The organism is Candidatus Binatia bacterium (genome assembly GCA_036504975.1).
Lineage (GTDB): Bacteria > Desulfobacterota > Binatia > UBA9968 > UBA9968 > JAJPJQ01.
In genome coordinates this window covers 1-16,503 of record DASXUF010000034.1, presented here as the reverse complement: position 1 = coordinate 16,503, position 16,503 = coordinate 1, and the positions used below count along the sequence as shown (strand labels likewise).

Genomic DNA, 16,503 nt, shown 5'->3' with positions numbered 1-16,503 from the left:
TGGGCGGCGACGGCACCTTGCTCAGCGTCGCGCGGCTGGTCGAGCGGCCGAAGGTGCCGATCTTGGGCGTCAATCTGGGCGGGCTCGGCTTCATGACCGAGGTCGCCGCCGATGAGCTCGAATCGGTGCTGGAGCGAACGCTGGCGGGAGACTTTGCCGTCGAGCGGCGGATGACGCTCGAAGTCCGGGTCGAAAGCAAGAGAGCCAAGCCAAAAAAATTTCGCGTGCTGAACGACGCCGTGATCGCCAAAGGCGCGCGCTCGCGCATCATCGACCTCGAAGCTTACGTCGGCAAAGAATATCTCTGCACGTACCGAGCCGACGGGCTCATCATCTCGACGCCGACCGGCTCGACGGCCTATTCGCTCGCCGCCGGCGGGCCGATTCTATATCCGTCGTTGGGAGCGATCGTGCTCTCGCCCATCTGCCCGCATACGCTGACCAACCGGCCGATCGTTGTCTCCAGCAAATCGACGATTCGCGTCGTGGTCCGCTCCGGCGGCAATACGGTGTTTTTGAGCCCCGACGGACAACAGGGCGTGGTCTTGAAAGACGGCGACATCGTCGAGGCGAGAGATTACGGCGTGCCGGTTTCGTTGGTGAAAGCTCCTTCGCGCGGTTATTTCGAGATCCTCCGCGACAAGCTCAAATGGGGAGAGCGATAAGTGGGATTATCCACATGATCAGCCCTCAAGTGCGAGCCGCTCCGGGCGAGGGCAATAGTTTCTGTGGCTCGAAGGCCGCCCTCGCCGTCCACCCTAAGGGTCTAACTCCATCTGCCAGGGGCCTGCCGTGTCGCTCCACGTCCTGTGCCCTTCGCCCTTCGGGCTCGCGCTCTCGGGCTTCCCGCTTCCACGCGGGCACACGGTTCCGCAGGGGGCGAGGATGAAAGCCGCAGGCACAGGGACGGGGAGGTTCAATGGCTTGTGCGGTGCTTGGCATCCCGGAGCATGGTGGTTCGATTGTATGCTGTAGTGTAAATGTCTCGACGGAGTCCACGAGGCACGGAGCTATTGCCTGCGGCTGGAAGGCTCGCCCCTGAGGAACCGGAGGAAATGACGCTCTGTCGACAGGATTACCGGTGGTATGAATAATCTGGGGATGTTCGGATGCTGCGTGGGCTGAAAATTAAAAATTTCGCTGTCATCGACGAAGTGGCCCTGGATCTGGCCGCAGGCCTCAACGTTCTTACCGGCGAGACGGGCGCCGGCAAGACGATCGTGCTCAACGCGCTCGCCCTTATCTCCGGCGGGCGGGTCTCCGCCGACATCATCCGCCACGGCGAGGAAGAGGCCAGCGTCGAAGCGCTGTTCGAGTCGTTTCCGGCGGCGCTTAAGGAAAAGCTTCGCGACGGCGGGCACGAGATCGACGACGACCTCGTCATCAAGCGCGTCGTCAGCCGGTCGGGAAAAAACCGCATCTATTTAAACGGCGGCCTCTGCCCCCTCGGGCTTCTCTCCGAGATCGGTCCGAGCCTCATTCACATATACGGCCAGCACGAGCACCAGACGCTGCTCCGGCCCGAGAGTCATCTCGAGTTGCTCGACGATTACGGCGGCTTGAGCGAAAAAGCCGCGGCGATGAGCGGGAGATATGCCGCTCTCGCGGCGGCTTGGAGCGATTTGAGCCGCGCCAAGGAGCTGCTCGACAAGCGGCGGCGCGAAGAGGAATGGCTGCGCGCGCAGGCGGAGGAGATCGCCCGCGCCCGCTTGCAGCCCGGAGAAGAGGAGGAATTGAAGGAGCGGAGAAATATCCTGATGCACGCGGAGAAGCTCTTTCAGGGCTGCAAGGAAGGGGAGGAGCTGCTCTACGAGGGCGACGAGGCGGTGGCCGGCCGGTTGGGCAGATACGTCGCGCGGCTGAAGGAGCTGGCGCGGATCGACAGCGGTCTCAACGCGGCGGTGGAGTTGCTCGATTCCGCGCAGGCGCAATTGCAGGAGGGGGCATCGTTTTTACGCCGCCATACCGACCGCGTCCAGTTTGATCCGGCAGCGCAAGAACAGTTGGAAGAGCGGCTGGCCGAGATCGGCCGGCTAAAGCGCAAGTATCAGGGCTCGATCGAAGAAATTCTCAAACACGGAGAGAAAATCGCAGAAGAGCTAAAGGGATTGGAGCGCGGCGAGGAAGAGATTCCGGCGCTGGAGGCGTCCTCGGAAAAAGCGCGCCGCGCCGCCTGGGAATTCGCCGAAGCGCTTTCGCGCGAGCGCAAGAAGGCGGCCGCCAAATTCAAGAAAGAGATGGAGAAAGAAGTCGCGACTCTCGGCATGGCCGGCACGGTATTCGACGCCCGCTTTCTCGAACCCGGCGCAATGGGCGAGAGTTCGCCCTTTGTCGCCGACGGCAGAATATTGACCGAGCAGGGAATCGACCAGGTGGAATTTTATTTTTCGCCCAATCCCGGCGAGCCGGTGAAGCCGCTGGCGAAGATCGCTTCCGGCGGCGAGCTGTCGCGCCTGATGCTCGCGATCAAATCTCTCGTCCTTGGACGCGGGGACATTCCCACGCTCTTGTTCGATGAGGTGGACGCAGGCATCGGCGGTCGGGTGGCCGAGATCGTGGGGCAGAAATTAAAAAAAGTTGCGGCTCTGCACCAGGTGCTTTGCGTAACGCATTTGCCGCAGATCGCGGCGCTGGCGGATTCCCACTACGTCGTCAGAAAAGAGGTCGCGAAGGGAAGGACTTTCACTGAAGTCGGCCGTCTCGGCGAGCGCGACAGAGTTGCCGAGGTCGCGCGCATGCTCGGCGGCGTGAAAGTGACGGAGAAAGCCATCCGCCACGCGGAGGAGATGGTGAAGGGAAGGATCAAGGCGGAAGGCTGAAAGCGGAAAAAAAGAGAGTTGTGAGCATGGCCGTAAACCATGCCACAACTCCCAACCTAGTCACCGGTAAGCTGCCAGTGTCGAGCCGTCCTACGGAGCGGGCGCCGTCAGTGTAGTGCAGAAATTATTTCCCACGCTCGGATGCGGCTTCGCCGCGGCCGGGAAGAGGGCGCTCATCGAGCCGGCAATTCCCGATGGGACGGGCCCCTCGGCAAAGACCCTGATCCAGTCATCTATCCCCGCCGTTCCGCCGGCCGCCTGCGTGAAGCTGAAGGAGCTGAAGGGGGGTATCTGGTATCGAGCTATTTCTTGTCCATCCGCGTAGAGGACCCTTAGGACCTTCACCGTCGCGCTCCAATTCGACACGGTCACATAGTACGTGAAGGCCACCGCGTGATTCGATGATCCGAGCTTTGCTGCGCACTGGGCGCCAATCTCGTTCGCGCTCGGATCGGTCCCATCAAAGAGCGCAAAGTCGGACTCCTGCCCACCGGCCGAAGGCTTCGCGGATACCTGTGCGGCCGCTGACAATATGACCAGCGCAATAATCAGAACAATTTTTGTTTTCATGATTTGCCTCCTTGACTGAATGCCGCAATCATAGACGCAATGACTTGCCTCGGACAATCGGGTCTTTGCCTTTACTCGACCCAGGTATTTACCCGACCTTCTTTTCATTGGATAGCTCTGCCGCTTCAAAATGAGCCACTGCCCCCAAACGACGGCTCAGCATTCAGACCCAATCCGGCTTTCGTGTTTGACTTTTAAGTCTTGCTCTCTTACTTTTATCTCATTGTCACTTCTTCCCGCAGGTGGGGCCGTAGCTCAGTTGGGAGAGCGCTTGAATGGCATTCAAGAGGTCGTGGGTTCGACTCCCATCGGCTCCACCATTCGACTCGCCGGTAAGAACCCCGGCTCGCTCATGGCAGGCCAAAAAGGACTTGGACCATATCGAGTCGAATGGTGCCCCGAGCAACGTCGAAGGGCTATCGGGTTCTTCGACTCGCGGGTAAGAACCCCGGCTCGCTCATGGCAGGCCACAATCCTTCCTGGGGGGATCTGCTATCGTTACGCCTTTTTGGTCCGGGGCGCGCGGAGAAGGAACAGACGAGTCGGATCTGGACGTCTTGGTAGTGGTGCGAAAGAGGGACCGAGCCCTCTGCCGCCGGATCGTTGAGGAGTCGCTCGAAGTCGCCCTCGCTTACAGCACTAATCTCGCACCGACAGTTTTGAGCGCCGATGAATACAGACAAAATGAGGAGTAAGACGCCCTTTTATAAAAATATCCAGCGCGAAAGCGTTTCCCTATGAGCGGGGAGGAACAGCAACGGAAAGCTTTAAGCCTAGCAAGGCTGCGCAGGTCTAAGCAGCATCTAAAATCGGCGCGTGATTTACTTCTTAATGATGACTTCGCGGATTCGGTCAGTCGATCCTATTATGCGATCTTTCAGGCTGCGAGGCACTCGAGGGGCTGAAGGGAATCGAGAGTCGCAAAGCATTCCGGCGTAATCTCGCTGTTCAACCAGCACTTCGTTAAAACGGGTAGGGTGCACAAGCGATTGGGCGTCATTTTAAAGGACGCGCGGCGCTCCAGAGAAATGGCTGACTATACGGAGCTGGCGGAATTTTCCCGAGAGGATGCCGAAGCGCAAATTGCCGACGCGGAGGTCTTTATTCAAGAAGTGGAAGGGCTAATTAGAAAGGAAAGTAGCTAATAAGGGGATTGGTGGTAGCTTCCCAATGAAAACGCCCCCAGTTGAGTTCGAGCCTCGTTTTAAGGGAGGGTCCGAGCGCAAAAAATGTTTTTTGGAACTTTAACTTCTTGTCCAGAGGCCGGCATTTTCCATCGTCCGCGGAAAAGGGAATCCTTTCTTGAATGATTGGAGTAGTCTTAGGTTAGCGGTGGTCAGTAGAGATCACTCCATGAAAGCATCTTCACCTCTCGCGGCCTTAATTGACCGGCCCACTCTGCGCCGCATGGCGGGGGCGCGGTCGTTCGAGCGTGGCGAGGACTACTTCGTCAATGGACAAGTAAAGGCCGTAACCGAGCACGAGGGGACGATCACGGCAAAAGTGCAAGGAACCCGGCCTTATCGGGTCAAGCTGTGGATTGAGGACCGTAGTCTGGAATACTTGTGTACTTGTCCCGTGGGGGCGGACGGTGCGTTCTGCAAGCATTGCGTGGCGGTTGGACTCGCATGGCTCAAAGGTTCGACCTTGAGGCTCACCTCGAAAGGTGGACAGGCAAGGCTGTCGGTAAAAGGCCAATCGCCCCCGGCTGTGACCATGGACGACGTTCGCGCTTATCTTTTAGCCCAGGATAAGAAGGCGCTGGTAGATGTGCTCGTGGATCACGCGACGGACGATGACCGTCTGCGCCAGCGCCTTTTGATGAAGGCCGCAAAAAAAACCTCCAAGGGGCTCGACCTCACCACCTATCGGCGGTTGATCGATGACGCTTTGGACTGGGGCGGATTCGTTGACTACCGAAGCGCTTACGAGTACGCCAGCGGGATCGAATCGGCGATCGATTCCGTGGAGGAACTCTTGAAAGAGGGACACGCCGCGGCGGTCGTCGAGCTCATGGAACACGCTCTCAAAGCCGCCGAGGAAGCCATGGGATCGGTCGATGACTCGGACGGGTATATGGGTGGCATCCTCGAGCGGCTCCAAGATCTCCATCACAAGGCATGCAAGAAAGCCAAACCCGAGCCGGAAGCTCTGGCCAAGCGGCTCTTCGAGTGCGAGCTGCGCACGGACTATGACACCTTCTACGGCGCGGCGGAGACCTACGCGGATGTCCTCGGTGAAAAGGGTCTGGCGGTTTATCGGAAGCTGGCGGAGGCGGAATGGGCCAAAGTGCCGCCGCTCGGTCCTCGCCGCGATGATCCGGAGAAATACGGGAGACGGTTTCGGATCACGCACATCATGGAGACTCTTGCCCGGCAGACGGGCGACGTGGAGGCGGTTGTCGCCGTCAAGAAGCGCGACCTTTCCTTGGCCTACGACTATCTCGAGATCGCCGAAACCTACAAGAAGGCCGGAAAGGGCGACCTGTCGCTGGAGTGGGCGGAACGTGGAGTCAAGGCCTTTCCCAATCGGACCGATTCGCGGCTGCGCGAGTTTCTGGCCGAGGGAGTACCACCGCCGCAAACGCCACGACGAGGCGATGGCTCTGATCTGGGCCGAATTCATCGAATCGCCGGGTCTTGAAACATGCCAGAGACTGAAATCTCATGCCGAACGGCTCGGCGCGTGGAAACCATGGCGGGAGAAGGCGCTCGACTTTCTGCGTAAGAGCATCGCTGAGGCGAAGACCGAGGGCCAAAGGGATCGGAGGTCTTGGTATTGTAAGGCGGACCGTTCTGAGCTTGTTCGGATCTTTCTCTGGGAGAATGATATGGAAGCCGCTTGGCGGGAGGCTCAAGAGGGCGGCTGCTCGAACGACCTGTGGCTGGAGCTCGCCGCCAAGCGGGAGAAAGACGATCCTGAAAATACGCTTCCGATCTATCAGCGGCAGATCGAGCCCACGCTCGATGGGAAGAACAACGAAGCATACCGGCAGGCCATCGGTCTCCTGCGTAAGGTGCGCTGGTTGATGGTTCGGCTCGGGCGACACGCCGAATTCGCAAATTACCTGGACGAAGTCCGCGTAGCGCACAAGCCCAAGCGGAACTTCATGAAACTGCTTGACCACGCGAGGTTGTAAGAAAACGGAAAATAGCTTGAACCGTGGACCGAATCCTTCGGGGCGAAGGAGCGCGACGGCAGCAAGCTGCCGGTTTATTTTTCTGCCGGAGAACTTCGCCTTATTGGCGGGCGCACTCTTGATCGGGAAGCTAACCCAGCGTCAAGCTTATGATGACGTACAAGTGTGACGATAGACTCTCCGTTTGGAATAACGAAGAGCAATGAATGCCTTCGCCAGGGTAGATTCCTGAATCTCGACCAAAGTGAGATCGCCAGAATTCTTCGTTAACGGCGCCATCTGGGGCGTCGTCGTCGTTCTCCTTTCCTGGGGCCTGGCTAACGGAATTCTTTCTTGGTTGGATGCCGCACTGATCACGGCCGCCGTTGCATGGCCCTTCGCGATATTCTATTGCCTCCGGTTTGATGGGTTGTTTGGCTTCCTGATGAAAGCGTATGTCGTGGCTTTTCCTGTCGGCATATTCTTTTGGGTTTTCTGATCTCTGACGTGAAGTGAATTTGACTAAAAGTCCAGCGTCAATTGTTTGACAATCGCCGAGGTCATGACACCCGCCTATGCTGAAATACGTCCAAAACCTCACGACTTTCGTCTTTATTGGGTGGAAATTTGGCCCTGGAATTGCGTTGTCCCTGTAATGTTAGCTAGAGATTGAGCGTATGAATAGTCAGGAAAGCGAGGTCGATTTCCCTATTCCGGCCGAGTTACCTACAGTCCTGCAAGTCCCCAAGCGGACCGGCGACGGCCAGCCCCAAGCGACGCGGATGCTCGGTTTAGGCCGGCTGAAAATCGGCGTGATCGGCTACGGATACTGGGGTCCGAATCTCGTCAGAAACTTCGCCGAGGTTGACGGAGTCGAAATCAAGTGGTGCGCGGACAAGATGGCCGAGCGGCGCGCGCTGGTCAAAAAGCGCTACCCTTTCGTCAACACCGCCGAAAGCGCAGACGCAATTCTCGGCGATCCCGAGGTGGGCGCCGTCGTCATCGCCACTCCGGTAACTTCGCATTATCTGCTCGTCAAGCGCGCTCTCGAAAGAGGCAAGCACGTGCTGGTCGAGAAGCCGATGACCCAGACGGTGCAGGAAGCCGAAGAGTTGCTTGAACTCGCAGATAAGAAAGGTCTTGTCTTGATGGTTGACCACACCTTCATCTTTACGGGCGCCGTGCGCAAGATGAAGGAGATCCTGGAGGACGGGAAGTTGGGAGAGCTCTACTATTTCGACTCGGTACGCGTAAACCTCGGAAAATTTCAGCGCGACATCGACGTGCTCTGGGATCTTGGACCGCACGACCTGTCGATCCTCACTTATTTGGTGCACGAAGCACCGAAATATGTTTCCGCGACGGGCGCCGATCATACCAACAGCGGCTTGATGGACGTGGTCTACATGACCGTCCATTATCCTAATAACTTTTTGGCGCACCTGCACGTTAACTGGTTATCTCCGGTCAAGATCCGCCAAATGCTCTTCGGCGGCAGCCGGCGCATGCTCGTCTACAACGACATGGAGCCCAGCGAAAAGGTCCGCGTGTACGACCGCGGCATTCGCGTGACCACACAGGAAAGCATTTACAACACCCTGATCGATTACCGGATGGGGGACGTGTGGGCGCCCAAGTTGGACAACCGTGAAGCGCTCTCGATCGAGTGCGAGCACTTCGTCGAGTGCGTCCGCTTCAACACAATCCCGCGGACCAACGCCGCCGCCGGCTTGACCGTCGTCCGCCTGTTGGAAGCCGCGTCCAAATCGTTGGGCGCGGGCGGCGCCAGGATCAAGGTATGAGATCCCGACGGCGCGCGCAGCGGCCTGCGGCCAAATACTCCCGCATCGCCGCCGACGTCAAGTTGGGAAAAGACGTGAAGATCTTCGCCTTCGTCAATCTTTACGGCTGTGAGATCGGCGACGGCACCAGGATCGGGACTTTCGTCGAGATCCAGAAAGGGGCAAAAGTCGGCAAGCGCTGCAAGATCTCGACGCACGCGTTTGTTTGCGAGGGCGTCACGATCGAGGACGAGTGCTTTATCGGCCACCACGTCGTCTTCATCAATGACCGGTTTCCCGCTGCCGTCAATGCCGACGGCACCCTGCAGACCGGAGCCGACTGGAAGGTCATCAAGACGCGGGTTTGCCGGCGCGCTTCCGTTGGCAGCGGCGCGGTGATACTGTGCGGTTTGACGATCGGCGAGGGCGCTATGGTCGGGGCCGGCAGCGTGGTCACCAAGGACGTGCCGGCGCACACGGTCGTGGCGGGGAACCCGGCGGTGGTGCTGCGGACGGTGTCGCCCGCTTCTTCCGCCGCGCGTATTGAGCGATGACGGCCAGCGTAATCGCGTTTCTGCCGGTCTACAACGAGGAGGAACAGATCGGGCGGCTCCTCGAGCGCTATCGCCCGGTGGTGGAAAAGAAAATCGTCCACGAGGTCCTCGCGGTGGACGACGGCTCGACGGACCGCACGTCCGACATTCTGCGGCAATACGACTACTGCACCGTGATCACGCATCGCTCGCATCAGGGCTGCGGCGACGCGATTCGCTCGGCGTACCGCTATGCGCTGGAGAAGAATTACGATATTTTCGTCATCATGGCGGGAAACGGCAAGGACGACCCGGCGGAAATCGAGCGGCTGCTCGCGCCGATTCTCAGCGGCCAGGCGGATTACGTGCAAGGCTCGCGTTTTTTACCGGGGGGCAACAGCGCGGGCCTGCCGACGCACCGCTTGTTGGCCATGCGGGTATTCACCCGGACCTTCTCTCTTTTTCTCATGCGCCGCTATACGGACTGCACGAACGGGTTTCGTGCCTATCGCGCCGCCTTCCTTCGCGACCGGCGTTTGGATTGGGCGCAGGAGTGGCTTGGCCATTCTTACGAGATCGAGTTTTACATGCACTACCAAGCGGCGGCGCTAAGGTATCGGGTGAGAGAGGTGCCGGTCTCCAAGATTTACCGCCCGGCGACGGACGGCTCCTACACGAAGGTGCGGCTCAGGGACTGGCTCACCAACTTGAAACCGCTCTTTTTCTTGCGCCTGGGCTTGAAGCAATAACATGCGCGTTCCGCAAGTCGATCTGAAAGCGCAATTCGCCTTTCTGCGCGAAGAGGTGCTGTCGGCGCTGGACCGCGTCGGCCAGAGCGCTTCCTTTATTCTCGGCGACGAGGTGGCCAGGTTCGAGGAGGAGTTCGCCGCTTTCTGCGAAGTCAAACACTGCGTGGCGATGAACTCGGGCACGAGCGCGCTGCACGCGGCGCTGCTGGCCGCAGCGGTAAAGCCCGGAGACGAGGTGATCACCACGCCCAATACCTTCATCGCCACCGCCGAAGCTATCTCTTATACCGGGGCCAAACCCGTGTTCGTGGATATCGACCCCGCCAGCGCCAACATCGATCCGCGGCAGATCGAACGGGCCATCACCAAGGCGACCCGCGCGATCGTGCCCGTCCATCTCTACGGGCGGCCGGCGGACATGGATGCGATCATCGCGCTCGCGGAGCGCAGAGGAGTTGCCGTCATCGAGGACGCCTGCCAGGCGCACGGCGCGCGCTTCCGCGGCAAGCGCGTCGGCGGCTTCGGCCGCGCCGCCGCTTTCAGCTTCTATCCGGCGAAAAATCTCGGCGCCTACGGCGAGGGCGGCGCCCTCACGACGAACGACGACAAAGTTGCCGCGGCGGCGCGCGCGCTGCGCAATCATGGCGAGACGAGCCGCTACTTTCACGACTTCGTCGGCTACAACTATCGCATGGACGGTTTTCAGGGTGCGATCCTGCGCGTGAAGCTAAAGCGTCTCGATCAATGGACGGCGCGGCGGCGCGAGATCGCGCGCCGCTACGAAAAGCTGCTCGCGGGCGCGCGGGTGGCGCTGCCGCAAGATCATCCTGGGGGAGAAAGCGTCTTTCACCTGTTCGTCGTTTATGTCGAAAACCGCGACGCCGTCAGATCCGCGCTCGAAGCACGGGGAGTTCAGACGGCGATCCACTATCCGAGGCCGCTGCACATGCAGAAGGCTTACGCCGGGCTCGGCCATGGCCGGGGGAGCTTTCCCAATACGGAACGCGCCTGCGAGCGGGCTCTGAGCCTGCCTCTGTTTCCCGAGATGACCGACGAACAGGTCGAGTACGCGGCCCGAACCCTGGCCGAGATCGTAGGGGTGAAATGAAAGCGCTCGTCACCGGCGGCGCGGGCCTGATCGGCTCTCACGTCGTCGATCTTCTGTTAAAGAAGGGCCACGAGGTGCGGATTTTCGACAACCTCGAGGAGTGCACCCATATGGAAGGGAAACCCGATTGGGTGCCGAAGGACGCCGAGTTCGTTCAAGGCGAGATGCGCAGCCTGGACGACGTCGAGAAGGCCGTCACCGGCGTCGACGTCATCTTCCACCAAGCCGCGTACGGCGGCTTCGCCCCCGAACTCACGAAGATGACCGACGTTAACGCCTGCGGGACGGCGCGTATCTTCGAGGTCATCCGCGCCAAACGGCTCAATATCCGGAAGATCGTCACCGCCTCCTCGCAAGCCGTCTATGGCGAGGGCAAGTACGCCTGTGAAAAATGCGGGCCGTGCTCGCCGGAGCCGCGCACGATCGCGCAACTGGAGCGCGCCGAATGGGAAGTGCGCTGTCCCACGTGCGGCGCTCCGACGCGCGGCATCCCCGTGGACGAGGACGCGCCGCTCAAGCTGAACAGCATTTACGCCATCTCGAAATACTTCGAAGAACGCTTGACCTTGGCGTTGGGCCGCGAGTGGGGCATCCCCTCGGTAGCGTTGCGCTATTCGCTGACCTACGGGCCGCGCCAGTCGGTCTTCAACGCCTACTCGGGCATCTGCTCGATTTTCTCCACCCGCTTGCTGAATCAGGCGGCGCCGGTCATCTACGAGGACGGCAAGCAGATGCGCGACTTTGTTTTCGTCGAAGACGTGGCGCGCGCCAACGTGCTGGCGCTGGAAAGCGACGCAGCCGACTATCAGGTGTTCAACGTCGGAACCGGCAAAGGGACAACGGTGATGGAATTTGCTTGCTTGTTGCGCGACGCCTACAAGGCCAAAGTGGATCCCGTAACGCCGGGCGAGTTTCGTCCCGTCGACTTTCGCCATCTCATAGCCGACAACTCCAGAATCACAGCGCTCGGCTGGAAGCCAACCGTCAGCGTCGCAGAGGGGGTTCAGCGTTATGCCGGCTGGATTCTCTCGAAGCCGCGGCCGGCGGAATATTTCTCGCAAGCGGCGAAAACTCTAAAACAGATGCGCATCGTGCGCCGGGTCGGTTGATCCGGAGCGTCTCTGCGCTTGCCTCACGGCCCGCTCGCGAGGCGGTCCTTAGCCGTCTTTGCCGTCTCTTGGTCTTTGGCGGCTTCGGCCAGCTTGAGCATCTTTTCCCACAGCGGGCGGGCTTGCTTCGTTTTGCCGGCGCGATCGAGCGCCGTGGCGAGCTGAAACGTCGCGCCGTAGTGATTGGGATTCTGCTCCAGGATCTTGCGGAACTCACCGGCGGCGGCGTCGGCATCGCGACGAGTGTAGAGAAGATCGAGGCCTTTCTTCATCGTTTCTGGTTGCGCAAGTTGCATGACGTCGGATCGCACCAGCCGCGCGCGCGCCGTTTCGGCCGTCTCTTTGTCGTTGTAGTTTTGGGCCATGGCGAGAACTTTTTCCCAGAGGGGATGGGCTTCCTTCGGTTTCCCGGCCCGATCGAGGGCTCTCGCGAGCTGGAAGGTCGCGCCGTAGTGCTTCGGGTTGCGCTCGAGAACCTTGCGAAACTCTACGACGGCGGCCTGCGGATCACGCCGGTTGTTGAGAGCATAGAGGCCGGCCGCCATCAGCGCCGACTCGCTTTGCCCATCCGATTTTTCGATGAGCGCCAGCGCCTCCTTGGCTTCTTTGTAGCGCGGGTCGAGCTGGATCGCGTGTTTGTAGGCCGCGGCGGCCTCTGCCGTACGCCCCATCTTTTTGAGCGCCTGGCCCAGGTAGAAGTGCGTCAGCGAAAGGTCGGGGCGGAGCCGCACCGCCTCCTCGGCTTCGGCAAGCGCTTTGTCCAAATTTCCTTCGTGCGCCTCGAGAACGCTCAAATTCATACGCACGAAGGCGTACTGCGGACTGATTTCTTTCGCGCGCTCGTAAAGGCGGCGCGCCGAAACCAGATCACCTCGGGTCATGTACTGCAGCCCCGCGTTCATCCAGGCTCGGCTGTTGTTGGGACTTTTACGCGTCGTGTCTTCCCACATCCGAAGCGGATCGAGCCATTGCCAGGTGCGGTGGCGGTTCACCGGAACCGCGGCGACGCAAAGGATCAAGGAAACCGTAATGAAGGCGAGCTGACGTTGTGTTTGTCTTTCCGCGAATAGAAACACCGCGGCGCGTTCGATCGACCACGCGAGAAGAACCGCGAGGCCGAGGGATGAGGCGATGTAGGGCCGGTGGTCATTGATGACTTCCGCCAGCGGCGCGAACGACGACTCGGGCGCGAGGGTGACAAAGAACCACGCGGTGGCGAACGTCACTTGCGGGTGGCGTCTCATGGCGGCGAGAGCGAGCCCGGCCCACGCGAGCAAGACGGCGAGCGCGCCCCAGGCGCGGACGGCGAGAAGGCTCGTCGTCAGGGGGAAATCATGATCGGCCGACAGTCCGTCCGGCCAGAGAAAGAGCCGGACGTAATAAAGCAGCGCCGACCACTGGCTCATAAACCAGATTGCCGGCGTGACGCCGAACGCGTGCCGTGTCGCCGCAGCCCAATCCGGCAAGAAGAATTTGCGGTAACCGACATAGGCGACGGCGAGCGCCGCGAGAAGAGCCAGAGGCGCGCTCAGCCGGCGCCAGCCGGCGGCGTAGCTTTTGATCGTCGGGTAACGGCTGCGGTCGCGGTAGACGAAATCGTGGATCAAGAACACCAACGGCAGCGTGACGGCGATCGCCTTGGTGAGTAGCGCAAGAACGAACAACGCGGACCCCAAAATCCAGCGGCGGCTGAGCAGAGCGAGAAAGGCACCCAGATACAAAGTGACGCAAAGCAGAGCGGAGCGCGCCCAGATGTAGTTGACGGGTTGGCTATTGAGCGGCGCGAGAGCGAAAAAGAGCGCGGCCGCCGCCGCGGGTATGCGCGCGGCGCCGTCGGGACCTCGCTCGGAGGCGGGCCACGGTTCGGCAGGCTCACCGCGGTGAGGAAACTCGAACCGCCAAAGGTGATCGCGGACAATGATGAAGACCAGCCACGACGCGATAAAATGGAGGATCAGATTCAGAACGTGGTAGCTCCAGGGCTGGAGCCCCGAGACGGCGTAGTTGACGGCGTAGGTAATCAGCAGAACGGGCCGAAGGTCGACCTGCGTAGGCTCGGTCCAGACCGCGCGGGGATCGACGAAAAAGCTGGGAATATTTTTGAGGCTTCGGATCGCCGGATTATTGGCGATGCCGTAAGTGTCGTCGAAATAGAAACCGACGCCGAGACTGTCCGAGTAGGAGACGGCGACGCCAAGCGCGAGCAAGGCGAGAAACAGACAGGTAAATTTTCGTCCGGCGGGAAGGGTTACGATCATAGCGCAAGTTAGAGTCGGGTAAAACGCATAGGCGCGAGATTCAACTGCTGCTTTCTAAGCGTCGTTGCGCCATTCCGAGGCCCCGGCCGAGATTGAGAAACGATTCTCCCAACCGCCATAACCCGATCAATCCCAACGCCGTGGTCGGCACGTAATACGCCATGTGCGCCGTAAGAGTTATGGCGAGCGCGCTCGCGGCGTCGTATTTTGTGCCGAAAGGCAGCATCAACGCCTGCTGTCCGGCGAACTGGAAGATCCCGACGAAGCCGGGGCTCGAGGGCACGGCGACGGCGAATGACAGCGTCACCGTCATCATCGCGGCTTCGACGACGCTGCCATCGGGTTGGAACGCGCGCAGCACGCACCAATAAGACGCGATGACTAAAGCCCACGTCGTGAGCGACCAGAACGAAACTTGCAGCGCGGTCCGCCAGCGGGTCAAAGGAGCGAAGCCGGTAACAAGTTCTTTCCAGCGCGCGAGCAACTTTTCGATCGGAAATAACGTAAAACGCCGGAGGAGAAATCGGGCCTCGCTGCAATGGTCGAAACGCACGAGCAGCGACAAAACGGCGATGCCCGATAAGCTCAGCGCCGCCAGGGACAGGCCGGCTCCTCGGACAATGCCGGGCACCTCGAGCCGGGGCAGCAGCGCGGCCAAAATCAGCACGTTGGTTGCAGCATCGAGCAGCCTTTCAACGACGGCGGAGGCGGCCACCTGCATGACCGGCAAGCGGCAGCGTCTGGACATCGCCAAGACCCGCGCCGGCTCGCCGAGGCGTAGCGGAAGGATATTGGTGAACAAAAATCCCAGTCCCTGCGCGCAAAAGGAATCCAACAGGCGCTCTCTTTGATCCAGCAGCACGACCCACCGTTGAGCGGGCGTCGCCACGGTCGACAAGATCAACAGAACGGCGGGCAACAACCAAAGGTAGCGCGCCGAGCTGAGCGAGTCTTTCAACTCAACCAGAGAAACGCTGCGCACGGCAAGCCACAAGCAGAGCAGGCTTAAGCCTATCCCCAGCCAAAACCAGGGCTGGCGGATTAGCGGCGAACTGGATTTAGGGCTGATGGCTTGCACTCGGTTGGAGAATGGCTCCTGTATGGAAGCGGCGCGGTAACTCGAAACCCAGCGCCTGGCCTTTTGTACACTAACTAAAGCGTTTTGCTCAAGGAGAAATTCTGAGCAGGATCAGCTTAACCCTTCCTTTGCCTTCGGCATTGCTGACCTTACGGATCGCTCATCGAATGTTGCTTATTGCTTCACAAGCTCCATCGACGTCACATGAAACGTATAGGTGTTAGAGGCCTGGCCCGAAATAAAAGTGAATTCGATCAAGTTTGAGACCGTAGTGTTCACTGCCACCGTCGAGGTCACGGTATTGACCGCTGCCGCCACCGCGTTCTGGATCTCCATGAGACCGCCGATCACGGTTCCGCTTGCTCCCGTAGTACGGACGGTAATCATCCCTGTGAAATACCGAGGGGCCGCCGTCCCACTACTCACGCCAGTCAGTGTTGCAGCGATGTTGCCCGTCAGGGTAGTTGGCCCTACTCTGATTCTGAGCGTCGGGGTGGCGGTATTGGTACCCGATCTCGATGTCCATCCTATTACCCGATAGGTGGCTCCGACCGTGAGACTATTTGCCGGAGCGGTGCAGGAGACCACCACAGTCTCGCTGTTAGCGATTGCCGGCGCGCTCGTAGCTGCGGCACAAGCCGTCGCCCCGGTTCCGGTAGCACCTGTTGAACCTGTCGGTCCAGTCGGACCCGTGTCACCCGTCGGTCCCGTGGGTCCCGTGGGTCCTGTCGGTCCAGTGCCTCCAGTTGGACCGGTCGGTCCCGTCGCGCCTGTAGGTCCAGTGGGTCCGGTATCTCCAGTGGGGCCCGTCGGTCCGGTGGAGCCCATGTCGCCGTTGCGAGTGAATTCAAAAAGAATCGCATCGCTGTCCGCAAACGGATTGCTCGCGCTCGATCCCGTATTGGTGACTGTGAAATTCCGATAGCCGGACGGTGTGGCTTTGGCCGTCAGGTCGAAGGTCAGCCATTTCGTTTGATCAGAGACCTTCGAAAGCCGTACTTGTCCTTTGACCGTTGAAGAGCTTGCATCAAGAGTATCTAGCACAGACGTCCAGTCCGTCGAGCCCGAGTCGAGCAGATCGTTTCTTATTGTGGTCGAAGCGTTCTGCGTCGCGTTGTCGAGTCGTAAATTACCGTTGCCCGGATCGGAGTCGGTCGTCGTCGTGCTGAAGGTGTATTGAACCGTGATCGCTCCGCCCGGCGCTCCTTGCGCTCCAGTCGGCCCCGTCGGACCGGTTGGTCCGGTGTCGCCGGTTGGTCCCGTCGGTCCGGTGGGTCCCGTGGGTCCTGTAGGTCCGGTGTCTCCAGTTGGACCGGTCGGTCCCGTCGTGCCTGTAGGTCCAGTGGGTCCGGTATCTCCAGTGGGGCCCGTTGGTCCGGT

The 16,503-nt window shown here is 60.1% G+C and carries 13 protein-coding genes, 1 tRNA gene and 1 pseudogene; 11 read left to right on the top strand and 4 right to left on the bottom strand.

Annotated features, from left to right (window positions below; all coding sequences use genetic code 11):
* Both VGL70_05020 and recN read left to right on the top strand, forming a co-directional pair.
* On the top strand, positions 1-665 hold a 665-nt coding region (locus VGL70_05020; GenBank protein HEY3302882.1), incomplete at its 5' end, for an NAD(+)/NADH kinase.
* A gap of 444 nt (positions 666-1,109) precedes the next feature.
* Positions 1,110-2,819 carry a DNA repair protein RecN gene (gene recN, locus VGL70_05015; protein ID HEY3302881.1) on the top strand — a complete coding sequence of 570 codons (1,710 nt, stop codon included), beginning with the start codon at positions 1,110-1,112 and terminating at the stop codon, positions 2,817-2,819.
* Between the two features lie 90 nt (positions 2,820-2,909).
* Here recN and VGL70_05010 read toward each other — a convergent pair whose 3' ends face one another.
* Entirely contained in the window at positions 2,910-3,389 is a 480-nt protein-coding gene (locus VGL70_05010) for a hypothetical protein (GenBank protein ID HEY3302880.1), read from the bottom strand.
* Between the two features lie 244 nt (positions 3,390-3,633).
* On the opposite strand from VGL70_05010, the gene VGL70_05005 reads away from it, so the two are divergent.
* The 9 genes and pseudogenes from VGL70_05005 to VGL70_04965 all read left to right on the top strand — a co-directional run bounded on the left by VGL70_05005 (position 3,634) and on the right by VGL70_04965 (position 11,787).
* A tRNA-Ala gene (locus VGL70_05005) sits at positions 3,634-3,709 on the top strand.
* A gap of 606 nt (positions 3,710-4,315) precedes the next feature.
* Positions 4,316-4,534: pseudogene (locus VGL70_05000) on the top strand (HEPN domain-containing protein).
* Between the two features lie 208 nt (positions 4,535-4,742).
* A complete protein-coding gene (locus VGL70_04995; protein ID HEY3302879.1) occupies positions 4,743-6,032 on the top strand; it encodes an SWIM zinc finger family protein in 1,290 nt (429 codons plus the stop codon).
* 187 nt (positions 6,033-6,219) lie between these two features.
* The gene (locus VGL70_04990; protein HEY3302878.1) at positions 6,220-6,528 is read left to right on the top strand and encodes a hypothetical protein; all 309 of its coding nucleotides are present in this window, start codon (positions 6,220-6,222) and stop codon (positions 6,526-6,528) included.
* Between the two features lie 656 nt (positions 6,529-7,184).
* On the top strand, positions 7,185-8,309 hold the full coding sequence (locus VGL70_04985) for a Gfo/Idh/MocA family oxidoreductase (protein ID HEY3302877.1): 1,125 nt from the start codon (positions 7,185-7,187) through the stop codon (positions 8,307-8,309).
* Positions 8,306-8,842, top strand: a complete 537-nt coding sequence (locus VGL70_04980) for an acyltransferase (GenBank protein HEY3302876.1) — start codon at positions 8,306-8,308, stop codon at positions 8,840-8,842. Before VGL70_04985 ends, VGL70_04980 begins: the two co-directional genes overlap by 4 nt.
* Positions 8,839-9,570, top strand: a complete 732-nt coding sequence (locus tag VGL70_04975) for a glycosyltransferase family 2 protein (protein HEY3302875.1) — start codon at positions 8,839-8,841, stop codon at positions 9,568-9,570. The genes VGL70_04980 and VGL70_04975 overlap by 4 nt, the downstream gene beginning before the upstream one ends.
* Position 9,571: 1 nt before the next feature.
* Positions 9,572-10,678 (top strand): DegT/DnrJ/EryC1/StrS family aminotransferase, encoded by a 1,107-nt coding sequence (locus VGL70_04970; GenBank protein HEY3302874.1) that lies wholly within the window; start codon positions 9,572-9,574, stop codon positions 10,676-10,678.
* On the top strand, positions 10,675-11,787 hold the full coding sequence (locus VGL70_04965) for an NAD-dependent epimerase/dehydratase family protein (protein HEY3302873.1): 1,113 nt from the start codon (positions 10,675-10,677) through the stop codon (positions 11,785-11,787). The genes VGL70_04970 and VGL70_04965 overlap by 4 nt, the downstream gene beginning before the upstream one ends.
* Before the next feature lie 23 nt (positions 11,788-11,810).
* Here the strand turns inward: VGL70_04965 and VGL70_04960 are convergent, their stop codons facing one another.
* The 3 genes from VGL70_04960 to VGL70_04950 form a co-directional block, all read right to left on the bottom strand.
* Positions 11,811-14,045 carry a tetratricopeptide repeat protein gene (locus VGL70_04960; protein HEY3302872.1) on the bottom strand — a complete coding sequence of 745 codons (2,235 nt, stop codon included), beginning with the start codon at positions 14,043-14,045 and terminating at the stop codon, positions 11,811-11,813.
* A gap of 40 nt (positions 14,046-14,085) precedes the next feature.
* Positions 14,086-15,123: a lysylphosphatidylglycerol synthase transmembrane domain-containing protein gene (locus VGL70_04955; GenBank protein HEY3302871.1), complete on the bottom strand. Its 1,038-nt coding sequence runs from the start codon at positions 15,121-15,123 to the stop codon at positions 14,086-14,088.
* Between the two features lie 174 nt (positions 15,124-15,297).
* Positions 15,298-15,510: a hypothetical protein gene (locus VGL70_04950; protein ID HEY3302870.1), complete on the bottom strand. Its 213-nt coding sequence runs from the start codon at positions 15,508-15,510 to the stop codon at positions 15,298-15,300.
* Positions 15,511-16,503: the final 993 nt, after the last annotated feature.

Excerpts from the sequence above, each read along its gene's own strand:
- VGL70_04975 (HEY3302875.1), top strand. The coding sequence starts at position 8,839 with ATGACGGCCAGCGTAATCGCGTTTCTGCCGGTCTACAACGAGGAGGAA.
- recN (HEY3302881.1), top strand. The coding sequence starts at position 1,110 with ATGCTGCGTGGGCTGAAAATTAAAAATTTCGCTGTCATCGACGAAGTG.
- VGL70_04985 (HEY3302877.1), top strand. The coding sequence starts at position 7,185 with ATGAATAGTCAGGAAAGCGAGGTCGATTTCCCTATTCCGGCCGAGTTA.
- VGL70_04990 (HEY3302878.1), top strand. The coding sequence starts at position 6,220 with ATGGAAGCCGCTTGGCGGGAGGCTCAAGAGGGCGGCTGCTCGAACGAC.
- VGL70_05010 (HEY3302880.1), bottom strand. The coding sequence starts at position 3,389 with ATGAAAACAAAAATTGTTCTGATTATTGCGCTGGTCATATTGTCAGCG.
- VGL70_04995 (HEY3302879.1), top strand. The coding sequence starts at position 4,743 with ATGAAAGCATCTTCACCTCTCGCGGCCTTAATTGACCGGCCCACTCTG.
- VGL70_04960 (HEY3302872.1), bottom strand. The coding sequence starts at position 14,045 with ATGATCGTAACCCTTCCCGCCGGACGAAAATTTACCTGTCTGTTTCTC.
- VGL70_04970 (HEY3302874.1), top strand. The coding sequence starts at position 9,572 with ATGCGCGTTCCGCAAGTCGATCTGAAAGCGCAATTCGCCTTTCTGCGC.
- VGL70_04965 (HEY3302873.1), top strand. The coding sequence starts at position 10,675 with ATGAAAGCGCTCGTCACCGGCGGCGCGGGCCTGATCGGCTCTCACGTC.
- VGL70_04950 (HEY3302870.1), bottom strand. The coding sequence starts at position 15,510 with ATGATTACCGTCCGTACTACGGGAGCAAGCGGAACCGTGATCGGCGGT.
- VGL70_04980 (HEY3302876.1), top strand. The coding sequence starts at position 8,306 with ATGAGATCCCGACGGCGCGCGCAGCGGCCTGCGGCCAAATACTCCCGC.